The sequence below is a fragment of the Nocardia sp. NPDC047654 genome (assembly GCF_043205035.1).
In the GTDB taxonomy this organism is placed as follows: domain Bacteria; phylum Actinomycetota; class Actinomycetes; order Mycobacteriales; family Mycobacteriaceae; genus Nocardia.
The window spans coordinates 62104-85834 of record NZ_JBIDDF010000008.1; the positions used below are offsets into that span (position 1 = coordinate 62104).

General features: G+C 69.8%; 21 protein-coding genes and 1 pseudogene. 9 read left to right on the plus strand and 13 right to left on the minus strand.

The features are described from left to right. Positions 1 to 384: 384 nt before the first annotated feature. The 4 genes from ACGF7Y_RS21345 to ACGF7Y_RS21360 form a co-directional block, all read right to left on the minus strand. Positions 385 to 1458 carry a dihydrodipicolinate reductase gene (locus ACGF7Y_RS21345; protein ID WP_393236260.1) on the minus strand — a complete coding sequence of 358 codons (1074 nt, stop codon included), beginning with the start codon at positions 1456 to 1458 and terminating at the stop codon, positions 385 to 387. 32 nt (positions 1459 to 1490) lie between these two features. Beyond that, complete coding sequence (locus ACGF7Y_RS21350; RefSeq protein ID WP_393236262.1) at positions 1491 to 2351, minus strand: acyl-CoA thioesterase; 861 nt, start codon at positions 2349 to 2351, stop codon at positions 1491 to 1493. Positions 2352 to 2521: 170 nt separating this feature from the next. Beyond that, positions 2522 to 3727 carry a CoA transferase gene (locus ACGF7Y_RS21355; protein ID WP_393236263.1) on the minus strand — a complete coding sequence of 402 codons (1206 nt, stop codon included), beginning with the start codon at positions 3725 to 3727 and terminating at the stop codon, positions 2522 to 2524. Further along, the gene (locus ACGF7Y_RS21360) at positions 3724 to 4695 is read right to left on the minus strand and encodes an enoyl-CoA hydratase/isomerase family protein (RefSeq protein WP_393236264.1); all 972 of its coding nucleotides are present in this window, start codon (positions 4693 to 4695) and stop codon (positions 3724 to 3726) included. The genes ACGF7Y_RS21355 and ACGF7Y_RS21360 overlap by 4 nt, the downstream gene beginning before the upstream one ends. Positions 4696 to 4834: 139 nt before the next feature. Between ACGF7Y_RS21360 and ACGF7Y_RS21365 the strand changes: the two genes are divergently transcribed. Together ACGF7Y_RS21365 and ACGF7Y_RS21370 are read left to right on the plus strand one after the other, a co-directional pair. Continuing rightward, positions 4835 to 6358: a class I adenylate-forming enzyme family protein gene (locus ACGF7Y_RS21365; RefSeq protein WP_393236265.1), complete on the plus strand. Its 1524-nt coding sequence runs from the start codon at positions 4835 to 4837 to the stop codon at positions 6356 to 6358. 22 nt (positions 6359 to 6380) lie between these two features. Further along, on the plus strand, positions 6381 to 6683 hold the full coding sequence (locus tag ACGF7Y_RS21370) for a hypothetical protein (RefSeq protein ID WP_393236267.1): 303 nt from the start codon (positions 6381 to 6383) through the stop codon (positions 6681 to 6683). Between the two features lie 464 nt (positions 6684 to 7147). Here ACGF7Y_RS21370 and ACGF7Y_RS21375 read toward each other — a convergent pair whose 3' ends face one another. After that, positions 7148 to 8782, minus strand: coding sequence for an FAD-dependent oxidoreductase (locus tag ACGF7Y_RS21375; protein WP_393236268.1), 1635 nt, complete (start codon positions 8780 to 8782; stop codon positions 7148 to 7150). Between the two features lie 79 nt (positions 8783 to 8861). After that, the gene (locus ACGF7Y_RS21380) at positions 8862 to 9533 is read right to left on the minus strand and encodes a TetR/AcrR family transcriptional regulator (RefSeq protein WP_393236270.1); all 672 of its coding nucleotides are present in this window, start codon (positions 9531 to 9533) and stop codon (positions 8862 to 8864) included. 217 nt (positions 9534 to 9750) lie between these two features. Here ACGF7Y_RS21380 and ACGF7Y_RS21385 point away from each other — a divergent pair. Both ACGF7Y_RS21385 and ACGF7Y_RS21390 read left to right on the plus strand, forming a co-directional pair. Next, a pseudogene (locus ACGF7Y_RS21385) lies at positions 9751 to 9928 on the plus strand (acyl-CoA dehydrogenase family protein); the annotation flags it as partial. Positions 9929 to 10332: 404 nt separating this feature from the next. Next, a complete protein-coding gene (locus ACGF7Y_RS21390; protein WP_393236272.1) occupies positions 10333 to 10803 on the plus strand; it encodes a DIP1984 family protein in 471 nt (156 codons plus the stop codon). A gap of 225 nt (positions 10804 to 11028) precedes the next feature. Here ACGF7Y_RS21390 and ACGF7Y_RS21395 read toward each other — a convergent pair whose 3' ends face one another. The 5 genes from ACGF7Y_RS21395 to ACGF7Y_RS21415 are packed head-to-tail and all read right to left on the minus strand — an operon-like array spanning position 11029 to position 15637. Then, positions 11029 to 11202: a hypothetical protein gene (locus ACGF7Y_RS21395; RefSeq protein WP_393236274.1), complete on the minus strand. Its 174-nt coding sequence runs from the start codon at positions 11200 to 11202 to the stop codon at positions 11029 to 11031. A gap of 26 nt (positions 11203 to 11228) precedes the next feature. Beyond that, a complete protein-coding gene (locus tag ACGF7Y_RS21400) occupies positions 11229 to 11906 on the minus strand; it encodes an SRPBCC family protein (RefSeq protein WP_393236275.1) in 678 nt (225 codons plus the stop codon). Then, positions 11903 to 12424: a (2Fe-2S)-binding protein gene (locus ACGF7Y_RS21405; RefSeq protein ID WP_393236277.1), complete on the minus strand. Its 522-nt coding sequence runs from the start codon at positions 12422 to 12424 to the stop codon at positions 11903 to 11905. The genes ACGF7Y_RS21400 and ACGF7Y_RS21405 overlap by 4 nt, the downstream gene beginning before the upstream one ends. Beyond that, a complete protein-coding gene (locus tag ACGF7Y_RS21410) occupies positions 12417 to 13289 on the minus strand; it encodes an FAD binding domain-containing protein (RefSeq protein ID WP_393236279.1) in 873 nt (290 codons plus the stop codon). The genes ACGF7Y_RS21405 and ACGF7Y_RS21410 overlap by 8 nt, the downstream gene beginning before the upstream one ends. Continuing rightward, positions 13286 to 15637: a xanthine dehydrogenase family protein molybdopterin-binding subunit gene (locus ACGF7Y_RS21415; RefSeq protein ID WP_393236281.1), complete on the minus strand. Its 2352-nt coding sequence runs from the start codon at positions 15635 to 15637 to the stop codon at positions 13286 to 13288. The genes ACGF7Y_RS21410 and ACGF7Y_RS21415 overlap by 4 nt, the downstream gene beginning before the upstream one ends. A 379-nt stretch (positions 15638 to 16016) precedes the next feature. Here ACGF7Y_RS21415 and ACGF7Y_RS21420 point away from each other — a divergent pair, with 379 nt between their 5' ends. After that, complete coding sequence (locus ACGF7Y_RS21420; RefSeq protein WP_393236282.1) at positions 16017 to 17105, plus strand: XdhC family protein; 1089 nt, start codon at positions 16017 to 16019, stop codon at positions 17103 to 17105. A gap of 260 nt (positions 17106 to 17365) precedes the next feature. Here the strand turns inward: ACGF7Y_RS21420 and ACGF7Y_RS21425 are convergent, their stop codons facing one another. Next, positions 17366 to 18199 carry an SDR family oxidoreductase gene (locus tag ACGF7Y_RS21425; protein WP_393236283.1) on the minus strand — a complete coding sequence of 278 codons (834 nt, stop codon included), beginning with the start codon at positions 18197 to 18199 and terminating at the stop codon, positions 17366 to 17368. Between the two features lie 91 nt (positions 18200 to 18290). Between ACGF7Y_RS21425 and ACGF7Y_RS21430 the strand changes: the two genes are divergently transcribed. Genes ACGF7Y_RS21430 through ACGF7Y_RS21445 form a run of 4 tightly spaced genes read left to right on the plus strand, consistent with a single transcriptional unit; the run spans position 18291 to position 22303 of the window. Continuing rightward, positions 18291 to 19868 (plus strand): methylmalonyl-CoA mutase family protein, encoded by a 1578-nt coding sequence (locus ACGF7Y_RS21430; protein WP_393236284.1) that lies wholly within the window; start codon positions 18291 to 18293, stop codon positions 19866 to 19868. Further along, a complete protein-coding gene (locus tag ACGF7Y_RS21435; RefSeq protein ID WP_357042412.1) occupies positions 19868 to 20266 on the plus strand; it encodes a cobalamin B12-binding domain-containing protein in 399 nt (132 codons plus the stop codon). Before ACGF7Y_RS21430 ends, ACGF7Y_RS21435 begins: the two co-directional genes overlap by 1 nt. Positions 20267 to 20303: 37 nt before the next feature. After that, positions 20304 to 21260: an LLM class F420-dependent oxidoreductase gene (locus tag ACGF7Y_RS21440; protein ID WP_393236286.1), complete on the plus strand. Its 957-nt coding sequence runs from the start codon at positions 20304 to 20306 to the stop codon at positions 21258 to 21260. Then, positions 21257 to 22303: a CaiB/BaiF CoA transferase family protein gene (locus ACGF7Y_RS21445; protein ID WP_393236288.1), complete on the plus strand. Its 1047-nt coding sequence runs from the start codon at positions 21257 to 21259 to the stop codon at positions 22301 to 22303. The genes ACGF7Y_RS21440 and ACGF7Y_RS21445 overlap by 4 nt, the downstream gene beginning before the upstream one ends. Positions 22304 to 22639: 336 nt before the next feature. Here the strand turns inward: ACGF7Y_RS21445 and ACGF7Y_RS21450 are convergent, their stop codons facing one another. Next, a complete protein-coding gene (locus tag ACGF7Y_RS21450; RefSeq protein ID WP_393236290.1) occupies positions 22640 to 23683 on the minus strand; it encodes a 2Fe-2S iron-sulfur cluster-binding protein in 1044 nt (347 codons plus the stop codon). Between the last annotated feature and the right edge of the window lie 48 nt (positions 23684 to 23731).

The following is a 23731-nucleotide window of genomic DNA, read 5'->3' on the forward strand; positions in this document are numbered from 1 at the left end:
TGGGCGGGGTATCCGCAGTCGGGGCATTTCGCGAAGTAGTCGAGCACCTCCCGCACCGTCACGCGCAGCGGAGCGTCGGTGTCCGGCGTGGCCTTCCTCGGCCGGTCGTGTTTCCATAAGCGTGCGCGGAGGTCACGGGCTCGCGGTGCACCCGCCCGGGTGCTTTCGGGGCGGCGCGGTGAACCCTCGGTATGCCCGAAGGGCACGGAATGTCCTCGTGCGAAACCGGTTTCGCTGTGCGCAGTCGGCGCGCTGCCTTCTTCCATGTTGCGAGAATATCATTCTCTTTATTGGAAAGTAGCGTTCCGATCAGGTGGAGTGTGGACATGTCCGCCGGATCGCGCATGCATCGCCGGTGCGGCTGTTCGCGCCCACGAGCCGCAATCAGCCGAGGTTGGCGGTCAACGGGGGCAGATCGAGCGTGGTGCGGATCCCGGGCGGCGCGGCGCAGAGGTAGGTGACGGCGTTGACCGCGCGGTTGGCCGCGTATCGCGGCGACATGGCGCTCATCCGGCTCGGGTCCGCCGGGTAGCGCAGATCCATCTCGATCGGTGTCTCGCCGTCGATGGCTACATGCCATCCGGTCTCGCGCACCGGCCAGCCCGGCCGCAGTGCGGAGGTGCAGTGCCACGTGGACCGCAAGCGCAGCAGGACGCGGCCGCCGCCCCGTCCGGAGACCGTGATGCGCTGTGCGGCCACGGTTCCCGCCGCCAGCGTGGTGAACTCCAGGGGCACGTCGTGCTCGGCGAGCGCGACCTCGCCGACCACTTCGAACGCGTCGAGGGGCAGGCGGACGGCGTCGGCGACGAGCCGCAACGACGGACCGAAAGTGCGGGTGGCGTGGGCGAGGCGCTGTTCGTCGAACGGTGCGGGCGCGGTACCGAAACCCATTGTCTCCACGAGCAATCGCGACGTACCCGGGCGGGCGAGGTCGACACTCTCCTCGATCGTCAGCCGGTCGATCCTGCGCTGGATCGAGCTGAGTGCGACGGGAAGCGTTTCGGTCACGAAACCCGGCGCGATGCCCGTGCTCAGGATCGAGGCCCCGCCGAACCAGCACGCCGCCTCGATCCGCGCGCATACCTCGGGGTCCACGGTGTCGGGGTGCCGCAGATCGCCGTGCGTGGTGACCACGTTGACGCCGGCGACCAGGAGACGGCAGACGTCGTCCACGTCGAACAGGCGCGGCATGTACAGCACACAGTCGGCGCCGAGTGCCAGGATCTCGTCGACGTCCGTGGTCGCGGCGACGCCGGTGGTGCTGCCGGATCCGCACAGGACCCCTGCGTCGACGCCTGCTTTGGCGGGATCGTGCACCCGAACACCCGCGAGCACGAGGTCGGGATGATCGAGCACGGCGCGCAACGCGTGCGCCCCTACGCCGCCGGTTGCCCACTGGATGACCCGATAGGGGCCTCGCGTGGCGTCGTGACCGTGCGGCCGGCGATTCGGGTCCATGGGGGCGTCCATTCCGTAGTCGGAGAGGGGGGTTACGGCCGGAACCTGAGCAGGCCCTCCTGCGCGAACGAGGCGACGAGCGTCCCGTCTCGGCCGAAGACGTCGCCCTTGCCGAAACAGCGGCCGTGTGCGACGAGTGGACTGTGGTGGCGCAACAGCAACCACTCGTCGGTGCGGAACGCGCGGTGGAACCAGATGGAATGGGTGATCGTCGCCGAGGTGAACGCGGTGCCGTTGCCGCTCTGGCCGAATCCTTCCAACGGGCGCAACGCCGTTCCGATGGGGCTCAGGTCGGTCGCGTAGGCGGTCAAAGCGGCGTGCAAGCCCTCGGGTACCCGTGGGGTTCGCATCCACAGCTCGTAGTCGGGCGGATGCGCGTCGGTCGAATCGAGGTCGGTGGTCGATCGGGTCTCCCAAGGCAGGATCGGCACGTCGGTGCGGTGCCGCGGTCCGGGCACAGCCGGGATGGCCGGAACGGTCTGGTGCTCTGGACCGTCCTCATGGGCATGCATCGAGACGACCGCGGTGGCGACGACGTCCCGCTTCTGCCGGGCCGTGACGGTGAGCGCGGCGAACGAGCGGCCTTCGTGCTGGCGCTGCACGATGTAGAAGACCGGCGAGTCGCCCTTTCCCTCGTGGGCGAACACCGCGTGCAGGGATTTGACCGCCTTGGCGGGGCAGGCGCACATGGCCGCGCGCACGATCTGCGCCAGTAGCTGCCCGCCGTACAGCCAACCGTGGTCGAGCCGCTGGCTGGGACCCTCGTACACGGTCAGCGTCTCGCGGCGGCGGCCGCCGGTCCCTGGCCGGGTTCGCTCCGCTCCGGATGACGGTGACGTCGGCCGCTGGCGCAGGTCGAGGGAGGTGAGCAGCTCGCTCCAGAGGTCAGGCATGCCTAAATTGTATGTCGATTCTTGTAAAAGGAGAATGAAATTTCCATATGCGGTCGTGACCGGCTGGACCGGGTCGAACGCCGAGATCCGCCATGCGCTGTCAACCTTGCGCAGGCGCAGGGGGCCGCGGTCGGTCACCTTCGGTCAGTCCCCCGGTCCGCGCGTGCGGATCAATCCTCACGTGACCGTCGCGCCGCGACGACCTGCCGGACCGCCGTGGTGTCCGCGCCGAGCGCGGAGGCGCGCGAAGCGGGGCGGGGTGGCGGCGTCGGTGCGAGGGCGGCGTACGCCGCGTCGGCCGGGCACGGTGGCGCCGCCGCGTACGTCGCGGCGACGGCGGCCATGGACACCTCGATCAGCTCGCCTCCGCCGCGGGCGAGCGACTCGGCGACCGCGCGTGCGGACTCCAACCCGGTGAGCGGATCGGCGATCGCGTCGGCGCAGAAGACGGGGTCCGCATCGCCGACGCCGACCAGCCCACCGGCCACCGCGGTGTCGTCCCCGAATCCAGGGCGGTCGGCGTCCCGGCCGTCGGTGCCGTAGGCGGTGACGCGCAGCCATACCCGGCCGGGGCGGCGCGCGATGCGATCGGGACCGAGCCCCCTGCGCATCAGGGCGGCCGGGCGGGAACCCTCCAGCACCACGTCCGCGGCCTCGAGCAGCTCCCGCAGTGCCGCGCCGTCGGCGTCGAAATCCGCTGCGTAACATAGCTTTCCAGAGTTCATCCAGTCGAAGAACGCGGGCGAGCCGTAGCGTGGGCCGTCGGGCCGGCGCGGGCTCTCGACCTTGACCACCGTGGCGCCCGCCGCGGCCAGCAACCTGCCGCACAGTGGACCCGCCCACATCGAGGTGAGGTCGGCCACCAGGCATTCGGCGACGGGGCGCGGGTGGCTGGGCTCACCCAGCGGGCGGACGCGTGAGGGCGCCGCGACTGCTTCGCCGAGTATCGCGGCGGGAATGTCCAGCAGCCTCGCCCGTTCGGTGACCGCCGCCGACGGGCGGTGCGCGGCCCACGCCGCCACCGCGGCCCACGGGTCTTCCGGCGGCGCCGCCGTCTCCAGCAACGCCGGGATGGCTTCGAGGTCGGGGGCACGTGACAAAGTGAGAGCGCACCAGCCGTCGCGGGTGGCGAGCAGGCGGCTCGCGCCACCCACCGAAACGCGTCCGCGCCGCGAGGCTCCCGACAGCGCGGCCCGCCCACCCAGTTCGACGGGAACGTCGATACGGACCCCGGTGTGCGCGGTGAATCCGCCGGCGACGGTGACGGCCCGGGACAGAATTCCGGCGCGCGTGAAATCGGGTGGGCCGTCGGGCAACCCGGTCAGCCGAGCCAGCCCGCCTGCGGCCCACGCGGCCTCGGGGGAGAGGGTGGTCACGATCGTCGAGTGTGCCGATGCGGCGCGACGGCGTCCACCAGCCCCCAGGCCAGCGCGGTCGAGGCCGAGATGGTGCGGCCGCTGAGCACCAGGTAGCCGGTCCGCCAGCGGCCGATGCGGCGGGTGACGCTGACCGTCCCGCCCGCCCCGGGGAGGAGTCCTGAGTTCAGTTCGGGCAGGCCGAATTCGGTGTCGGGGTCGGCGACGACGGTGCCGCAGGCAGCGGCCATTTCCAATCCGCTGCCCAGGACCCGTCCGTGGACGACGGCGCGGCAGTCGCGGCCGAGGCGTTCGGTCACCTCGTGCAACGCGAGCGCCGGGCTGTGGCGGGTGCGCGCCAGATGCGCGTCGGCCACGTCGGTGAAGGCGCCGAATTCGGCGAGATCGCCGCCGCTACAGAACGACGGACCGTTGCCGCCGAGTTCGACCACCCGCACCGAAGGGTCGAGCCGGGCGATCGCGAGTGCGTCGAGCAGGGCGGCCCGGGTGCGGTTGTCGAACGCGTTGTGCCGCTGCGGCCGGTCGAAACGGATCGTCACCGTGTGGCCGCTGCGGATGACTTCCAGCGGGCCGGATTCCTCCGGCCGGATCGCCGCCGGTCCGCGTTCCCGCAGCCAGGTGCGGAACTCCGGCCCGCCTTGCAGGGTCGAGTACGCCAGCGATTCGGTGAGCAGGCCGGTCCGCACGTCCGTCGTCTGCGCGGCGCGCAGGACGTCGTCGCAGATCGTGGCGGCGATGGGGCGGCGCTCGATGCGTTCGCGCAGTTCGGCCACGGTCTCCTCGACCGAAGCGACGGTGACGACCCGCGGATCGTCGCTCTCCGCTTCGGTCAGGGTGAAACTGGCGTGTTCCAGCCAGTGCTCGGCCGCGGGCCCGGTGGGGTTCGTACCGACCGCCACGACGACTCCCGGTGGTGCCGCGTCGATCCCCGCGTCCGGCGCGGAGGTCGCCTCGATTACTCGGAACACCAGTCTTCGGCCTTCCTCGTGCGTCGGCATCCTTGCCGGTGGCGGCCGCGAAAGGGCTCCTCGGCCGCCCGGTCATCTAGTGCGAATATGCTATTCTCCAAATTGGAGAATGACAATATTGTCGTGCGGAGGGTGCGGAATGAGCGTTTCGCTCTTGCTGGACATGGCTGCCTCGAGCAACCCGGACCGGCTCGCGGTGGTGTGCGACGAGGTGCGCTGGACCACGTCCGAGCTGAGCGCGCGTGTGCGGGGTGCGGCCGCGGTGATCGCGAACTCCGGCGCGCGGAGCGTGGCCTACGTGGGTACCGGCGGACACCTGCTGCCGTTGTTGATCTTCGGGTCGGCGGGCGCGGGAATTCCGTTCACGCCCTTGAACTATCGGCTCGCCGCCGACTCCTTGGCCGAACTGATGGCTCGGCTGGAGGATCCGCTGGTGGTCTGCGACGAGGAGTACCACGACATCGTGGTGACCTCCGGCGCCAGGATCATGCGCTCGTCCGCCTTGGCCGGGGCGGCGGCCGCCGCCGTCGATCCGGTCACCGACGCCGAGCCGCCCGATCCGGATCAGGTGGCCGTCGTGCTGTTCACCTCCGGGACGACCTCCAAGCCCAAGGCGGTCGAGCTCTCGCACAACAACCTGGTCAGCTACATCACCGGGACGGTCGAATTCGACTCTGCCGAACCCGCGGACGCGGCGCTGATCTGCGTGCCGCCCTACCACATCGCCGGTATCGGCGCGGCGCTGTCCAACCTGTACGCGGGCCGAACGATGGTGTACCTGCGCAACTTCGACGCGGCGCGGTGGATCGAGCTGGTCGCCGGTGCGTCGGTCACCACCGCGACCGTGGTGCCGACCATGCTCGATCGCATCGTGACCGAATTGGAGCGCTCGGGGGCGAGGTTGCCCACCCTGCGCACCCTCGCCTACGGCGGATCCAAAGTCGCGCTACCGCTGGTTCGCAAAGCACTCGACCTGCTGCCCGAAGTGGGTTTCGTCAACGCCTACGGCCTGACCGAGACCAGTTCCACGATCGCGGTGCTGGGACCGGAGGAGCACCGGGCCGCGCACCACTGCGCAGACCCGGCGGTCGCGCGGCGGCTCGGCTCGGTCGGGCAGCCGGTGCCCGGCATCGAGGTGCAGATCCGGGACGATCACGGCCGGGTGCTGCCCGCCTGTGCGACCGGGGAGCTGTTCGTCCGAGGGCCTCAGGTGTCCGGCCGGTACACCGGGATCGGCTCGGTGCTGGACGACGAAGGGTGGTTCCCGACCAAGGATGTGGCGATGCTCGACGCGGACGGTTACCTGTTCATCGGCGGCCGCTCCGACGACACGATCATCCGCGGCGGCGAGAACATCGCGCCTGCCGAGATCGAGGATGTGCTGGTGGAGCACCCGGCGGTGCGCGAGGTGGCGGTGATCGGCGTGGAGGACGCGCAGTGGGGCCAGACCATCGTGGCGGTGGTGGTGCCCGCCGACGGCGTCGCTCCGGACCCGGAGCAACTGCGCGACTACGTCCGGGCCGGGCTGCGCGGCTCCCGCACGCCCGACCGGGTCGTGTTCCGGGATTCGCTGCCCGCGACACCGACCGGGAAGGTGCTGCGCCGCGCGCTCGTCGACGAGTACGGCCCGCAGCCCGCGGCGGATGTCGCCGTCAATACGTAGTCACCGTCAGGAAAGGATGACAATGGTCAAGAACGGCACTCGCCTGCGCAGCCAGGTGTGCGACACCGAGGTGATCGTGGTGAAGGCGGCCGACAGTCTCGCGGACCTTCGCGCCGGGGGCGTTCCGATGATCCCGATCGGCGCGGAACGCGCGGCGGGCGCCGAGCCGGCCGCGGGCTACACCGACGGCAATCTGATGGGTAAGCGCTACGTCGACGATTCCGGCGCGGAGATCCTCGTGACGAAGCCCGGGATCGGCACGCTCAGCGTAGGCGCCACGCCGTTGGCGCTGAAGGAAGCAAAGCCCCTCCCGGCCAGCGACTGACGGCGGGCCGGATTTTCTCATAGCCTCACGGTTCCGGCGGGCGGCCGGTGTGAAGGCGGAGCGGAAGGACGCGCAACGTGGCGGAATCGAAGATGCTTGTGTTCTCCAACGCCGTGGAGGGCCAGGACGATGCGTTCAACGAGTGGTACGACAATGAGCATCTCGCGGAGGTGGTCGACGTGCCGGGCGTGTCGAGCGGGCAACGGTTCGAGATCGTGCCCGCCGCCCTGCCCGGCGGAAACGGCGAGGCGCCCGCGCACCGGTATTCGGCGGTGTACGAGCTGAGCGACGATCCGGACACGGTCGTGCAAGCGTTCCTGGCCCGGGCGGCCAACGGGGAGATCCGACTCGGCAAGGCGCTGGATGTCTCGACGCTCGCCGTGTCGGTGTGGCGCGCCCGCGGCGACGGGGACGCGGCGGACTGGATCCACCGGGGGCGCGTCGAAGGCGTCGCCCCCGGTGACTCATCGCCGTGCCACCGCCAGCATCTCCTCGACGGAGAAGAACTTGACCCGGGGCCGAGCGGCCGCGGCGCCGCGCTCGCGCTCCGCGGCATCGATGGCACGCCAACCCGGCCAGCCGACCGCGTCGGCGCCCCGCTCGGCGAGCCGTGCGCGCAAAGCCGCCCGGTCGGCCACCTCCCTGGACAGGGCTCCGCTGTGGAAGTCGGCCAGCAGCGCCGCGACGGTTTCCGCGGCGCAACCGCGGTTGGCGCCGATCACACCGCGTGGCCCGCGTTTGATCCATCCGGTGACGTAGACGCCGGGCAGCGCGGCGCCGGTGCCGTCGATGACACGGCCCCGCTCGTTGGGCACGGTGCCGGTGCGCGCGTCATAGGGCAGGCCGTCGACCGGACTTCCCGTGTAGCCGATCGACCGCAGCACCAGTGCGGTCTCGATCGAGTCGGTGTCGCCGTCTGAAGAGGCCGCGACGAACGCTCCCTCGGCGGTGATGTGGTTGCGGACGGTACACAAGTGCCCAACCCGTTCGCCGCCGACGATCTCGACGGGCGAGGTGAGGAACCGGAATACGATCCGCTTGTTGCCGGAAGTGGCGGGGCGCGCGGCGAATTCGCGCGCGATCTCCAATTTGAGCGCCGTCTCCACGTCGTCGTCCGGGTGCGCGGCGAGGTCGCCGCCCTCGATGATCACGTCGACACCGGTGAGGTGTCCGAGCGCGTGGAACTCGCCCACCGAGAACGCGGCGTCGCGCGGACCGCGGCGCCCGAGGACGACGACCTCCTCGATGCGACTGTGCGCCAGGGCTTCCAAGGCGTATTCGGCGATATCGGTGGCGGCGAGGTCCTCCGGCGTCATCAGCAGTACCCGGGCCACGTCCAGTGCGACGTTCCCGTTTCCTACGATCACCGCCCGGCGTGACGACAGGTCGAATCGGTGCGCGGCATGGTCTGGGTGGCCGTTGTACCAGCCGACGAAATCGGCGGCCGCGTGGTGGCCGGGCAGGTGCTCGCCGGGGATGCCGAGATCGCGGCTCGCGGAGGCACCGACCGCGTAGATCACCGCGTGGTGGTGGGCGAGCAGATCGGCATGGGTCAGCGTCCGTCCGATCTCCACATTGAGATGGCAGCCGAAGCGATTGTCGGCGAAAGCGGCATCGAAGATTCGCACCACCGACTTCGTGCGCTGGTGGTCGGGCGCCACTCCGGCCCGGATCAGGCCGAACGGCGTTGGCAGCCGCTCGAAGAGGTCGACCTCGACGCCGCTCTCGAGGAGTTCGGCCGCGGCGTAGCAGGCCGCGGGCCCCGCGCCGACGACCGCCACGCGCAGGGTGCCCTGAGCGATCGGCGCGCGTGTGCTCGGCGGTTCGATCACCCCCGGCTCCAAGGGGTGGCGACGGAAGTACGCCGCGTTGATCTCCCTGAACCGTTCCGATTCGGGCGGAAGGTCGTACTCGGAGTAGATCGCGTCGACGGGGCACTCATCGGCACAGGCGCCGCAATCGATGCAGGTCTCCGGATCGATGTACAGCATCTGGGTGCCGGGTGCGTCGGTCCCCTCGGTGGGACGGATGCAGTCGACCGGGCATGCGGCCACGCAACTGGCGTCTTTGCAGCAGTTCTGGGTGATGACGTAAGCCACCGGCCGACCTCCTCGAAGTATGGCGCGAACCGCCAGGGTCCACCGGGAGTGCAAGTCAAATTATCTCCTTAAGATAATATCATTCTCGCTCAGGCATGAGGCGGCCCGTGATGCCGTGGGCGCAGAAGGTCCAGACCTCCTCGGGCGTGAGCGGTTTCGCGTCGGGATCCGCGTTCGCCGGCTGCGAGGTGAACATCACCGTATGCATGATCATCGCGGCGAGACGGCGTGGATTGGCGGCGGCGGTGAGTCTTCCCGCCGTCTGGGCGTCCGTCATCAGCTCGGTGAACAGGGCGAACAGCGACGCATGCGCCATCCGGACCTCCGTGGGATGGGAGCTGAGCAGCTGCGGTGAGAACTCGGTGAACAGCGGCCGCCGCGCGTCCGGATCCGGTCGGCACAACTGGAACAGCAGTTCCACCGCCGTCCGCAATCGGTCCAGTGGTTCGCCGCTGTTGATGGTGGCCGCCCGGATCTGCTCCACGGTGCGGCCCAACGCGTCCTCGTAGAGTGCGAGCAGCAGTTCGTGCTTGCCGTCGAACTGTAGATAGAAGCTGCGCAACGACTGCCGCGACCGGTCGACGACCTCCTGGACGGTGAAATCCGTACTGCCCTTCTCGGTGATGATCGCCTGCGCCGCGTCCAGGAACCGTTGCACGCGCTGCCCGGCCCGCAGCTTCGCTGTTCGCAGCGACCGCTCCACGGCGCGCTGCTTCCAGGCAGGCTCGCGCCGCCCCTCCACGTCAGTCATGGTCGCCGCGTCCCGCGCGCAGACTCGCCCGCACTCGCCGCGGACCACGCATCGCCGCATGATGCTCGTTCGGAATCCTCATTCTTCGCCTCCGGCGCTTAGCATCTGAGAAGGGAAATTTATATTATCTTGAATGAAGAACCATATTCTCAATACGATGCGAGGGAACTGGTTTCCCGGACAGTCGTCGAGGAGGACGATCGGATGTTGCTGGAGTTGGGTGCTGGACCTGGTCGTCGAGCATGTCGGCGTGCGCCGCCAGTTCGGGAGCCGATCGGCGCGTTCCAAGCGGTCGCTCACAAAGCCGCCGACATGCACGTCGCCGTACAGCGTGCGCGCGCGCTGACCTCGCGCTGACCTATTGGGCCGCGCTGACCGTCTCCGCGGGCGATCCGCCCCTACCCCGCGACCCGGCCTGGAAGGCCAAGGCGTTCCCCCGAATTCACGCTGGTCCCCGGTTGCGCCACCACCGGCCGCGCCCGCGTCGGCTCCCGCGGACTCCGCGGGCCCCTCGATCGGCATCGCCCGATACGACCCCCGGACCGGTAACTACCTCGGCCCGGACGGCCGTCTCTACCAGCAGAGCGACCTGGCGTCCGCGCCTGGCCCGGGCTGGACCGACATGTTGCCGCACTGACCGCCGCGGTCTCGGCGATCGGCTCCGGCGCGATGAGGCCACGCACGTGGCGACGGTGAGCGCGAATTCGATGTGCCCGTGGCGGTAGCTAATTCGCGTGACTCGTGCCGCCGAATGACACATACTCGACCCGCACTAGTCGAAATCGGGGAGGTAAGGGACTTGAAGCTGGCGGAGGCGTTGACGTTGCGCGCGGATGCGGTGCGGCGGATCGAGCAGTTGCGCGCTCGCGTGGTGAGCAATGCGCGATTCCAGGAGGGGGAGGAGCCCGCCGAGAACGCGGCGGCACTGCTCATCGAGGCGCAGGAGGCGCTCGGCGAGTACGAGACGCTGATCCGGCGCATCAATCGCACCAACGCCGCGGCGCGGATCGGAACCGACGGCACCTTGACCGACGCACTGGCCCGCCGGGACGCGTTGCGCCTGCGGCACTCCCTGGTCACGGCCGCCGCCGACGCGGCGGCGGGCAAGGGGCAGCCGGGGTACGCGCGCCAGCTGCGGTCGGAGCTGAAGATGTTGTCGGCGTTGCCGGTGGCCGAACTGCGCGGGCAGGCCGACGACCTCGCCAGGGAGCTGCGTGAACTCGACGTGCGCATCCAGCGCTCCAACTGGGAGGTCGAGCTGCTGGACTGACCTGAGGGAGTGGAGCAGGTAGTCGTCGCGGAGGCGTGCACGAACCCGGGGCCGGACGGGATATTCCGGCCACTTTCCGGCGCACGATGGGCAGTGCGAGGGGTTCGACTCCCCTTCTCACACCGCAGCCCAGCACCGCGCACAGGAGACAGTGCACAGCGCACAGCACACCACCATGTGCAGATCCGTGACGACGAGGGTGGGCAAGGGGCACTCCACGCCTCGTTATTCCCAGAGTTCCCCGCACGGCAGGGGAGGCAGGCCGGGGCGGACGTTGTCGTCGACGGTGATCACGAATCCGGTGTGGGCGCCCAACTCGGCGACCACGTCCGCGATCTGCGCCGCGCCCGCCTGGTAGTCCACGGCGAAAGCGCCCGTGTCGATGTGGATGTGCCGCATCCGGCGGATGCGCGCGATATGCCGGTTCAGCAGGGCGCCGATCGGGCGGAGCGTTTGCGCAGCAGGAGGGCGAGCAGCAGGACGAGTACGCCGGCGAAGGCCAGCCCGCTCAGGCGCGTGGCGCTGCTCGCGTCGGCGGTTCGGAGCAGATCGATCGGCTCGGCCGGCTTGCGTGGCGCGGTCGCCGTAGGGGAGGCGGCCGGTGTCGCGACGGCGCCGGCTTTCGAGACCGCCTCGACGATGTCCGCTTCCGGGGTGGCCGAAGCGGTGATCTCGTCGGCGAGATTGGTGGCGAACCGGCCGATGAGCGTGCCTGCCACGTCGGCGAGCGCGCCGCGCCCGAATTGCGCGGGCTTGCCGGTGATCGCCAGATCGGTGTCCACGAAAACGTCTGTGCTGCCGTCGGATTCGACGAGTCGGCAGGTGATGGTGGCCTTGGCCGTTCCGTTGCCGCGGGTTTCGCGCCCGCGCCCCTCCAGCACGGCGATACCGGCGGCCTCGTCCTGGGAGACCACTTTGATGACGCCGCTGTAGCTCAGCCCCACGGGTCCGAGCTTGACCTTGATCGTGCCGTGGAAGTCGTCGCCGTCCCGGGAGGTGATCATGGCGCCGGGAACGCACGGGGCGATGCGCTCCAGATCCAGCAGCACCTGCCAGGCCTGCGCAGCCGGAACGGGGATGGTGAACGTGTTGTCGAGTTTCATGGAAGTCCTTCGGTGCTCACGCGTGCCTCGCGGGTCCCGGTCGCGGCGTTCATCGAATCGGCGGCGGCGCGCACCGCGCGCACGATGCCCTGATATCCGGTGCACCGGCACAGGTTCCCGGAAATGGCCTCGCGGATCTCGGTTTCGGAGGGATCGGGGTTGTCGCGCAGGAACGCCGTGGCCGACACGATGAAGCCGGGGGTGCAGAAGCCGCACTGCAACCCGTGCTTTTCCCGGAACGCCGCCTGCACCGGCGACAGTTCGCCGTCGGGTCCGGCGATGCCTTCGACGGTGGTGAGTTCGGCGCCGTCGGCTTGCACGGCGAACACCAGGCAGGCCCGTACGGCCTGTCCGTCGAGCATGACCGTGCAGGCCCCGCACACTCCGTGTTCGCACCCGAGATGGGTGCCGGTCAGGCCGCACTTGTCGCGCAGATAGTCGGCCAAGGTGAGCCGGGGCGGCACGCGGTCCCGGCGGAGAGCGCCGTTGATGCGCACCTCGATGTCGACGTCAGTCATTCCCGGCCTCCTCTACGGCGCGCCGCCATGCGCGCGCCACCATTGCCGCTCCGACCCTGCGCCGGTAGTCGGCGGAGCCGTGCACATCCGACGAGATCGCGTTCAGTCCCGCGGTCGCGCTGCGGCCGATCTCCTCCGGCGTCGCGTCGACGGGACGCCCGATCAGCTCGGCTTCGGTCCGCGCTGCCCGCAGCGGGGTCGGTGCCAGGCCGAACAAGCCGATCGCGCACCGCTCGACGCGGGAATCCGCGTCCAGCCGGACCGCCACGGCCGCGCCAGCCATCGCGAAATCCCCACTGCGGCGCGTGAATTCCTCGATGGCGAAGCCGCACCGGCCGTGCCACACAGGGAAGACGATCGCGGTGACCAGCTCGTCGGGCGCCAGGTCGGTGGTCCACATGCCGGTGAAGAACTCGGCTGCCGGGATCGTGCGCCTGCCGCGCGGCGAGAGTGTCTCGATGCGGGCATCGAGAGTCAATGCCACCGCGGGGTATTCGGCCGCGGCGTCGGCGTGCGCGATCGCGCCGCCGATCGTTCCCCGGTTGCGGATCTGGAAGTGCCCGATGAGTGGAGTGGCCCTGGCGAGCAGCGGCACTCCTCGGCGAACGGCCTCGGACCGGCCGACCTCGGCGTGGGTGGTCGCCGCGCCGATCCGGACGGAATCTCCCTCGGTCGCGATGCCGCGCAGTTCGTCCAGGCGGCGCAGGTCGACGAGATGCTCGAAGACGGCCAGCCGCAACGCCAGCATCGGAACGAGACTCTGCCCGCCGGAGATGATCTTGGCCTCGTCACCGAGATCGGCCAGGAGGGTCACGGCCTCCTCGGCGGTCGCGGGTGCGTGGTATTCGAAGCTCGCCGGCTTCATTCGGGACCCTTTCCGGCGGCACGCGCCTCGTCCAGCAGTGCCACGATCGTGGCCGGGGACAGCGGCAGCTTCGAGATCTCCACTCCGAACGGCGCCAGCGCGTCGATCACGGCGTTGAGGACGGCCGGGGTGGCCCCGATGGCCCCGCCCTCGCCGACGCCTTTGAAATCGCCGGGGCCCGGGCTCGGGGTCTCGATGTGTCCCACCTCGATCGTCGGCGCTTCGGTGGCCGTCGGCAGCAGGTAGTCCAGGAAGGTGGTGGCCACCGGATTGCCGCTCTCGTCGTAGGCGAGATGCTCGTAGAGCGCGCCGCCGATGCCCTGCACGGTGCCGCCGTAGATCTGGCCTTCCACGACGTTGGGGTTGATCATCGGACCGCAGTCCTCGCTGACGATGTAGCGCAGCAGCTTCACCCGTCCGGTCTCGATGTCGACCTCGCAGGTACACACGTGGGTGGCGTTGGCCCAGATCGCCAGCTGCGGGGTCTTGTGGCGTCCGCTCGCCTCCAGCCCGGGCGGTACCCCGGGCGGCAGCGAATCGGTCTGGAAGTAGGCGATTTCGGCGATCTCGGCCAGTGACAAGCTCTTGTCGGGCGTCCCGCGGACGGTGGCCCGGCTGCGGCTGAACTCGATGTCGTCGGCGCTCGCGCCCAGCCGGTGCGCGGCGATCGCCAGGATGCGTTCGCGCAGCATCGACGCCGTGCGGGCGATCGCGCCCGCGGTCATCGAGCCGGACCGGCTGCCACCGGTACCGCCGCCGAACGGTGTGATCGCGGTGTCGCCCTGGATGGTTCGCACATCCGCCAGCTCCGCCCCGAGCGCGTCGGCGGCGAGCTGGACGACGGTGGTCTCCAAGCTGTTGCCCGCGGAGCCGCCCGCGACGTAGACGTTCACCTTGCCGGACGGTTCGATGCGGATGGTGGCGCCCTCGGTGCTCAGGAACGGGCTGCCGCCGGTGGTCGGCTCCACATAGGTGCAGGTGCCGACGCCGAGATAGCGGCCTTCGGCGCGGGCTCGGCGTTGCATCTCACGGAAGCCTTCGTAATCCAGCATCCGGACCGCTTGCTCCAGCGTTTCCAGCGGTGAGATGTTGTCGAAGGTCATGCCGTTCGGATTCGCCCACGGCAACTCGTCACGGCGCAGCATGTTCCGCCTGCGCAGCTCGATCGGGTCGATGCCGATCTGCCGGGCGGCGTGGTCGAGCAGGATCTCGCGGGCCACCGATTCGAACTGCCACGGGCCACGGTAGGCGAGGCGGCCGACGGTGTTGGAGTACCGGAATTTCGCGGTGAACGAGGCGTCCGTGATCCGGTACGGCCCGGGGAACAGGATCCCGACCACGACCCCGCCGGTGAGCGGCGACGGCGTCGGATAGGCGCCCACGTTCTGCACGTGGTCGATGGCGGCGGCGAGGATCTTTCCTTCGCTGTCGAATGCCATCCCGACGTCGGCGTGCTCATGGCGCGACATGCCCGCGGCCATCAGGTTCTCTTGGCGGTCCTCGATCCACTTCACGGCGGTGCCGAGTTTGCGTGCCGCCAGCAGGACGCAGGCGTCCTCGCGCAACGGGACCTGCTTGAGGCCGAATCCGCCGCCGGTGTCGCGGGCGATGACGCGCACCTGGTGTTCGGCGATGCCGAGCAGCCGGGCGCAGAACCCGCGCACTTCGTGTGGGGACTGGGTGGAGCTCCAGATCGTCATCTCCGCGGTCGGCGCCGACCAGTCCGCCACGATCCCGCGCGTCTCCAGCGGGACCGGCAGGTACGCCTGCTGAAAGATCGTCTGCCGCACCACATGCGCGGCCGAATCGAACACCGGCGCCAGATCGGCGGCGGGGCGTCCGCCCAGTTCGCCCGCGGAGTTGCCGGCGAACGCGGCGTGCACCAGGTTCGGCGAATCCGCCGCGGTGACGTAGTCGACCACAGGTTCCAGCGGCTCGTAGTCGATGACCACCAGTTCGGCGGCGTCCTCGGCCACGTACCGGTCGACCGCGATCACCAGGGCCACCGGGTCGCCGACGAACCGCACCTCCTCCTCGGCCAGCGGCGGCCGTGGCACCGGCGGGAAGCCGACGATGTCCAGCGCGTAGGAGATCTCGTGGACGCCGGAATTGAGGTCCGCGGCGGTGTAGACGGCCAGCACGCCGTCGAGTTCGAGTGCGGCGGAGACATCGATGTCGCCGATCGCGGCGCGGGGGAGCGGGCTGCGGATGAAGCACGCGTGCGCCATACCCGGCCGGGTCACGTCGTCGACGAAGGTTCCCTTGCCGGTCACCAGGCGCGCGTCCTCGATCCGCGGCACTCGCGTGCCGACGACACCGGTCGTGGTGCTGAACTCGGTCCGGGTCATCGGTGGGCTCGCTGGTGCATCGAGCGGGATCGGCCGCGGGGCGGCTCGGGCGAAGTCATCCGGTTGGTCCTCCGTTCACCTCGGGCGCCGTGCGGCGCGCCCACATGGCGGTCGTTGCCCCGGCGAATCCGGACATCGGGGCGGGGTCCCGAAGCCTGGGCAAGCCTCGTGCCGGGGCGCCGATCGGTTGCCGCTCGCGAATGCTGAGCACCTGTTTAGCATCGAGGTTCGCACGCTGTCAATTCCGCCTATGTCGAAAATGATTATCTCGCTAGTATAGAAAGAGAATAGCATTCTCACAGCCTCGGCAGGCGAATACGCCGGACGGGGCGGCCGGAAGGCGCCTCCGAGCGGGGCGACGATCGCCGAGAGGTTCACCATGCGCGAACTCGCTGCCCACCTGCTGCGCTGGCATGCCGCGCACGCCATGTACGTGCTCGCCACCGTGGTGCGCGTGGCCGGCAGCGCGCCCCGGCCGGCCGGCGCGACCATGGCGGTGGACGGATCCGGGAACGTGCGCGGCAGCCTGTCGGGCGGTTGTGTGGAGGGTGCGGTCTACGAGCTGTGCCGAGAGGTGCTCGCGTCCGGCGAGCCCGTCCGCCGGACGTTCGGCTATAGCGACGCCGACGCCTTCGCGGTCGGCCTGACCTGCGGCGGAGAGCTGGAGATCTTCGTACACCGGATCACCCCGAGCGAGTATCCGGCCGTCGAGGCCGTGCTCGATCCGGACGGTCCGATGACATTCGTGCGCGACTTGGACTCCGGGGCGGTGGTCGCGCTCGGGCCCGAGACCGCGACCGGCGCGGACTTCGATGACGCGGTGGTGCGCCAAGCACGCGCGATGCTCGACCTCGGCGCGACCGGCGTTCGTGTCGTGGGCTGCGCGGACCGGGAGCGCACGGTGTTCGTCGAATCCTTCGCCCCCGCACCGCGCATGCTGATCTTCGGCGCCACCGATTTCGCCACCGCGCTGTGCCGGGTCGGCCGGCTGCTCGGGTACCACGTCACCGTGTGTGAGGCGCGTCCCGCCTTCGCTGATCACGCTCGGATGCCGGACGCCGACGAGGTGGTCCGGGACTGGCCGCAGCGGTATCTGCGACGCACGCGAGTCGATGCGCGCACGGTGATCTGTGTACTCACGCACGATCCGAAGTTCGACGTCCCGGTGCTCACCGAAGCGCTGCGACTGCCCGTGACCTACGTGGGCGCGATGGGGTCGCGCCGGGCCGACCGGGACCGGCGGCTCCGGTTGCGCGCCGCCGGCGTCACCGAGGAGCAATTGCGGCGGCTGCACTCGCCGATCGGCCTGGAATTGGGCGGCCGGACGCCCGAGGAGACGGCCGTCGCGGTCGGCGCCGAGATCGTCGCCGTGCGGTGCGGCGGCTCCGCGCGGCCGCTGTCGGCGACCGAGCGGCCCATTCATGCCGGTGTCATGCGCGTCGAGACCGGTGACCCCATCGGGATCTGACGTACGCGATCGACGCCATGAGTGTCGACGCCGCCCGTAGGAGGCGCGTCCGGTGGATCACGGCTCCGTTCGACGCGCCCCGCTCACGCGCCACCTTGCTCGTCGAGCAGGACGTGCACGACTGCCGCTCGGTTGACTCGGGACACGCCACGAACCGAGTGCGGGCGTACCTGCCCGCAGGCCGGTGGACCACGGGAACGGCGTATCGGCGGCCGTCCACGGCGGTGCTGTCGCCGACCCGTCGCTGGCCGAGTGCTCGTTCAGTCGAGAAACAAGTCCGGCGTGGGGTTTTCGCCGCCGCCGTACCCGGACAGATCGTCGATCCCCGCGTAGAACGACAGCGCGTCCGCATCGATGAAGCAATTGCCGGTGACCTGCTTCGCGGGCCGGGTCAGGATGGCGACGGCGGCGTCGGCCATGATCCGCGGGCTGCGGGCGGCCGCGAGTTGCCGCTCGCCGTCGGCCAGGGCCGCGACCGCCGAGGTGGCGATATAGGTCTGCGGCCACAGGCAGTTGAAACCTATTCCGGCGTCGGCGAATTCGGCTGCCCAGCCCTGCGACAGCAGCGTCATGCCGTACTTGGAGAGGGTGTAGGCCGGGTGGGCGCCCAGCCAGCGGGGGTTCAGGTTGATCGGGGGCGCGATGGTCAGCACGTGCGGGTTGGCCGAGTCGCGCAGATGCGGCAGGCAGGCCTGGGTCAGCAGGAACATGCCGCGGATGTTGATGTCGTGCATCAGGTCGAACTTCTTGACCGGCAGCCGCTCGGTCGGTTCGGTGGCGATCGCACTGGCGTTGTTCACGCACACATCGATGCCGCCGAACCGCCGCACCGCGGTGTCGACCACGCGCCGCACGTCCGCTTCGTCGCGCACGTCGCCGACCACGGCGGCGGCGCGTCCGCCCGCGGCTTCCACCTCGGCGGCCGCCGTATGCACAGTGCCGGGCAGGTGGGGGTGCGGCTCGGCGGTCTTGGCCAGCAGCACCACGTTCGCGCCCTCGGCGGCGGCCGCGAGGGCGATCGCCAACCCGATGCCGCGGCTCGCGCCGGACACCACCACGGTGCGATCGGTCAGCTGTGGGTCCTGGTCCGGCATCGTTCTCCTCGGTCGCTGCGGGCGCGTCGACCCGGTGGTACCACTCGAATGGTATTGGCATTCTCATTTTTCGCAAGTACGGTATTCAACGATGAACAACCAAGTGCAGACCTCCTCCGGGATACCGCTGGAGCCGAGCTACGGACCGGACGCCCGGCGGGATGGGCCGCCCGCTCCGGGCGCCTACCCCTTCACCCGCGGCAATTTCGCGACCGGCTACCGGGGGCGGCTGTGGACCTTCCGGCAGTACTCCGGCTTCGGGACCGCCGAGGAGTCCAACCGCCGCTACCGGTATCTGCTGGAGCAAGGCGGCACCGGGCTGTCGGTCGCGCTCGATCTGCCCACCCAGTGCGGGTACGACTCCGACGACCCGGAGGTGAGCGAAGAAGTCGGTCGGGTCGGCGTCGCGGTGGACACCCTCGCCGATGCCGAAGTGCTCTTCGACGGCATCCCGCTGGACCGGATCAGCACCAGCTTCACCATCAACGGCACCGCCGCGATCCTGCTGGCGTTCTACGTGGCGGCCGCGGAGAAGAAGGGCGTGCCGCGCGCGAAGCTCACCGGCACGATCCAGAACGACATCCTCAAGGAGTACGCCTCGCGTGGCACCTGGATCTGGCCGCCGGAGCCGTCGCTGCGCCTGATCGCCGACACCATCGAGTTCTGCGCGGCCGAGGTGCCGCGGTTCAACGCGATCTCGGTGGCAGGTGCGCACTTTCGCGACGCCGGGGCGAATGCCGTGCAGGAGATGGCCTTCACGCTGGCCGACGGCGTCACCTACTGCGACACCGTGATCGAACGCGGCCGGATGACCATCGATCGGTTCGCCCCGCAGATCTCGTTCTTCTTCTACACGCACGGCGACTTCTTCGAGGAGATCGCGAAATACCGCGCCGGACGCCGCCGGTGGGCCACCATCGTGCGCGAACGCTACGGCGCGACCACCGACAAGGCCTCGATGTTCCGCTTCGGCTGCGTGGCGGGCGGCGCCTCGCTCTACGCGCCCCAAGCGCAGAACAACCTGGTTCGCGTCGCCTACGAGGCGCTGGCCTCGGTGCTCGGCGGCGTGCAGTCGATGTTCACCGCCGCGTGGGACGAGCCGTTCGCGCTGCCCAGCGAGGAATCCGCGACGCTGGCGCTGCGCACCCAGCAGGTGCTCGCCTACGAGACCGGGGTGACCAGGGTGGCCGACCCGCTCGGCGGCTCCTACTTCGTCGAGGCGCTCACCGACGCCACCGAGGCCAAGATCATCGAGATCATGCACGACCTCGAGCAGCACGGCGGCATGGTGCGCTGTATCGAGGACGGGTACCTGCAGGGCCTGATCGCCGACGAGGCCTACCGGCTGCACCAGGCGGTGGAATCGGGTGAGCGCCCGGTGGTCGGGGTGAACACGTTCGTCTCCGACGAGCCCGCGCCGGACATCGGCACCTACGAACTCGACGCCGACGGGCGCGAACGGCAGTTGAAGCGGCTGGCCCGCGTGCGATCCGAGCGCGACGCCGGGACCGTCCGCGAGACCCTGACGGCTCTCTCGCGCGCCGCGGAAGGAGACGAGAACCTCATGCACCGCCTCATCGATTGCGCGAACGCGTATTGCACGGTCGGCGAGATGACCGCCGCGCTGAAGTCGGTGTGGGGCGAATTCCAGCAGCCGGTGGTGTTCTGATGCCCGCTCGTGTGCTGGTCGCCAAACCGGGCCTGGACGGGCACGATCGCGGAGCCAAGATCGTCGCCCGTACGCTGCGCGACGCCGGATTCGAGGTCATCTACACCGGAATCCGCCGGCGTGTGGAGGACATCGTCGCCATCGCGCTGCAAGAGGATGTGGCCGTCGTCGGCCTGAGCATTCTCTCCGGCGCGCACGTCGCGCTCACCACCAGGGTGGTGGACGGGTTGCGCGCCGCCGACGCGGGCGACATCGCGGTGGTGGTCGGTGGAACCATCCCGCAGGCGGACGTACCGCGGCTACTGGAAGCCGGTGCGGCAGCGGTCTTTCCGACGAGCACTCCGCTGGAGACGCTCGTCACCGAGATCCGCGCGTTGACCGGGCACCCGGCCCCATGACCGGGTGGGTGCCGACTTCGGACAGCTTGGAGGAATCGTGCGCATCGGAGTGATGATCGGGCCGGAGAAAGGCGATTCGGGGCGCAAGCTCGAACGGATGCTGCGCGATATCGAGTGGGCGGAGTCGGCGGGTTTGGACACGGCGTGGATTCCGCAGATCCCCACCGATTTCGACGCGCTGATCACGATCGCCGCGATGGGGCTGCGCACGTCGCGGATCGAGTTGGGCACCGCGGTCGTGCCACTGCAAGCACAGCATCCGATCGCCCTGGCGCGGCAGGCGCTCTCGGCGCACGCCGCGGCCGGGGGCAGGCTGGCGCTGGGAGTCGGGCCGTCGCATCACTGGATCGTGCGGGACATGCTCGGCCTGCCCTACGACAAACCGGCCGCCTACACGCGCGACTATCTCGAGGTGCTGAACGCGGGACTGCGCGGACCGGGTTCGGTGGACGTGGAGAACGCCACGTTCACCGTGCACAACCCGCTCGATCTCGGGCCGGTGGCGCCCGTGCCGGTGCTGGTCGCCGCGTTGGGACCGGTGATGCTGCGCATCGCGGGCGAGCAAGCCGACGGCACCGTGCTGTGGATGGCCGACGAGCGCGCGATCGCCGATCACGTCGTCCCGAAGATCAGCAAAGCGGCGGCCGATGCGGGCCGTCCGGCTCCGCGTGTGGTCGCCGGACTGCCGGTGTGCCTGTGCGAGCCCGGCCGGGTGGACGAGGCGCGCGAGCGGGCCAATCGCATTCTGGGCGAGGCCGAGATCTCCCCCAACTATCAACGGTTGCTCGACCAAGGCGACGCCCGTGACATCGGCGACCTGTGCTTGGCCGGCGACGAAGCGCAGATCGCGGCCGGATTGCGCCGCTACGCGGAGGCGGGCGCCACGGATGTCTCGGTGCGGCTGCTGCCGATCGGCGAAACCCGGGACGAACTGGTGGCGTCCAAGCGCCGTACCCGGGAGATGATCGCCGAGCTGGCCAGGGAGTCGCGGTGAGCCCTCCGGGCTCCGGGCCGCTGGCCGGAATCCGGATCCTGGAGGTCGGCACCATGCTGGCCGGTCCGTACGCCACCATGATGCTCGCCGACCTGGGCGCGGAGGTCACCAAACTGGAACCGGCGGGCGGCGACATCTCCCGTCAGGTGAGCGACAGCTATTTCGCGAGCCTGAACCGCGGAAAACGCAGCATCCGCGTGGAATTGAGCACCGAACAGGGACAAGCGCGGCTCGGCGAACTCGTCGCCGGGTCACACGCGCTGCTGGTGAACCTCAAACCCTCGGCGATCCGGCGGCTCGGTCTGACTTACGAGGCGTTGCGCCGGTGGAACGAGAAGATCGTCTGCGTCGCGATCACCGGCTACGGCCTGTACGGCGGCGACGATCCGGCCTTCGACTACGTGATCCAGGCGGCGGCCGGGATCGCCGCCCTCACCGGTGATCCCGCGGGTCCGCCGACGCTGCCGGGATACTCCTCGGCGGACAACTCGACCGGTCTGACGGCCGCGCTGGGACTGCTGGCCCAGATCGTCTCCGGTCGTGGCGGCCAGATCGACGTGTCGCTGTACGAGGTCATGCTCTCGCAGCTGAACTATCACGCGGCCGCCTACCTCAACGAGGGGAAGCGGCCGCAGCGCCGCCCGTTCGGGGCGCACTCGTACTACGTTCCCGCGCAGATCTTCCCGACCGCCGACGGCTATCTCGCGCTGTTCGTGACCCACGACGGCTTCTGGAAGACCTTCGCCGCGGAGGCGGGTGTCGACGGGTTCGAGCTGATGGCCGACCGGGTCGCCCGTCGCGTGGAGGTGTTGGCGGCGGTGACCGCCGCCCTCGCGGCCGACACCGCGACCGGATGGGAAGCGCGGCTGCGCCCGCTCGGAATTCCCGCCGCCGCGGTCCGTGACCTGCCGGAGGCGCTGGAGGCAAGCCCGGAGGCCGTGGTGACGGCGGGGCACTTCCGGCTCGTCGGCAGCCCGATCCGGATCGCGGGCTATGAGCCGCAGTACGCGCCGCCGCCTCTACTGGGCCAGCACGGGGGCTGAAAAGCGCGACGCCGGATTCGGTGGGGGCGACCGGCACCAGCATCGGCACCCCGCGCCCGCGGTCGCCCGCAGCCCGGCCGTTATCCCCGTCGCAGGTGTCGCCCGGGCGCGCGGGAAGAATGTGTAAACCGATCGTGGACCTGTGGACGCGACCACGGATCATGTTGTGACGCTGCGTAAATTGCGCACCGTGCGCCGCATGCTCTGGCCGACTCGACGCGGCGCGCTCGTCCCACGCCGACGGCGCAGTCGGGTGTCGGGACAGCGCACTCGGGTGCCGCGGCGGCACAGCCGATGTCGAGGCGGAACCCGACTGCGCGGGACGCGCCTCGCCGCTCACTCGTAGTCGACGGTGATCGAGTCGGTGTCCGGGACGGCCTGGCAGGTGAGCACATAGCCGTCGTCGAGTTCGTCGTCGGTCAGTGCGTTGTTCTGGCGTAGCGTCGCGCTTCCCGTGGTCACCTTGGCGATGCAGGTGGCGCAGTTGCCCGCCTCGCAGGAGAACGGCGGCGTCAGCCCACCCCGGCGGGCGCTCTCCAGCAGCGTCTCGCCGTCCTTGCGTGGCACCGTCTTCTTCTTGCCGTTGAGGATGATCGTCACGGTGCCCGCCGCCGTGGGCGGTGCGGAAGGAGCCGTCGACGGGCGGGTCACGCTGTCGGCCGGGGCGTCGTCCACGGCGTCGGGAAGGGGCGCGGGTGCACCGAACCGCTCGCTGAACACCACCCCCGGACCCGGGAGCGCCAGTTCGACCATCTCCATGAACGCCTCGGGTCCGCAGACGTAGTGATCGGCGTGGCCATCGGTCCCGACGAAGGCGCACACCGCCGTGGCGTCGAGGAAGCCGCCCTCGGCGTCCAAGTGCCGGACCACCTCGAGCCGGTCCGGGTAGCGCCGCGCCAACTCGGTCAAAATCGCCTCGAAGAGCACCGAATCGGCGTCGCGGTCCGCGCACAGCAGCCGGACCCGCCGCCGCGTGGTGGCCAACGCGCACTTGGTGAGCGACAGGATCGGCGTGATGCCGCTGCCGCCGCTGAAGCCCAGCAGCGGTACGTCGGTCTCGCGCAGGCAGAACCGGCCCGCGGCCTTCGTCATCTCCACCTCGTCGCCCTCGGACAGGTTGTCGTGCATCCAATTCGACACGGCTCCGCCCGGCACCCGCTTGACCGTCGTCATCAATTCGCCGTCGGTCTCCGGCGCGCTGGACATCGAGTACGACCGGAACAGCTCCGTCCCGTTCACGGCGATCTTGAACGTGCAGAACTGTCCGGCGCGATAGGGGATCGGCCCGTCGTGCGGCGCGAGCACGAACGTGCGCGCATCGGCGCTCTCCTTCACGATCCGGGTCACGGTCGCGCGCTGGAACAAAGAGGGTCTCGCCATGGACCGCGTCCTCCTGGTATGAAGATTCTATCCGAATGAGAATTATAT